The sequence below is a fragment of the Methylobacterium variabile genome (genome assembly GCF_001043975.1).
Taxonomy (GTDB): Bacteria; Pseudomonadota; Alphaproteobacteria; order Rhizobiales; family Beijerinckiaceae; genus Methylobacterium; species Methylobacterium variabile.
Window position 1 is genome coordinate 1 of the sequence record NZ_LABY01000496.1, and the last position, 505, is coordinate 505.

1 protein-coding gene and 1 pseudogene are annotated in these 505 nt (G+C 73.1%); both read left to right on the top strand.

Annotated elements, in window-relative coordinates:
* Positions 1-225 (top strand): 5'-nucleotidase C-terminal domain-containing protein (locus tag VQ02_RS34130; RefSeq protein WP_209437111.1); only part of this gene is annotated, 225 nt, incomplete at its 5' end.
* Between the two features lie 24 nt (positions 226-249).
* A pseudogene (locus tag VQ02_RS34135) lies at positions 250-505 on the top strand (uracil-DNA glycosylase); the annotation flags it as partial.

Sequence of the window (505 nt, forward strand, 5' to 3'; positions counted from 1 at the left end):
GTGGTGGCGGTCAGCGTCGGCGATGCGCCGCTCGACCCGGCCCGGACCTACACGGTGGCGGCCAACAACTTCATGCTCGGCGGCGGCAACGATTACGGGATGCTCGCGGATGGGCAGACGCTGGTTGGCGCCACCGACGGCACGCTCGTCGCCACCGTGGTGATGTCCTACATCCGCGCCAACGCGCCCCTGACCATCGAGACGGGGCGCCTGACCATCCGTTGACCCTGCCGCGATCCCGAGGTCTCCTTGCCGACAGACGATTCCGTCGCGGGCGCGCTCGCCCGCTTCCGCGCCGCCGGCTCTCCCTGGCTCGCCCTGCCGTTCTTCCGGGACGGCAGCGCCGAGCGGGTGGCCGAGGCGGTCGATGCCCGCCGGGAGGCCGGCGCCCGGGTGCTGCCGGCGCCCGAGAACATCTTCAACGCCCTGACGCTGACGCCGCTCGACAGCGTGCGCGCGGTGATCCTCGGTCAGGACCCCTACCCGACCCCGGGCGACGCCCACG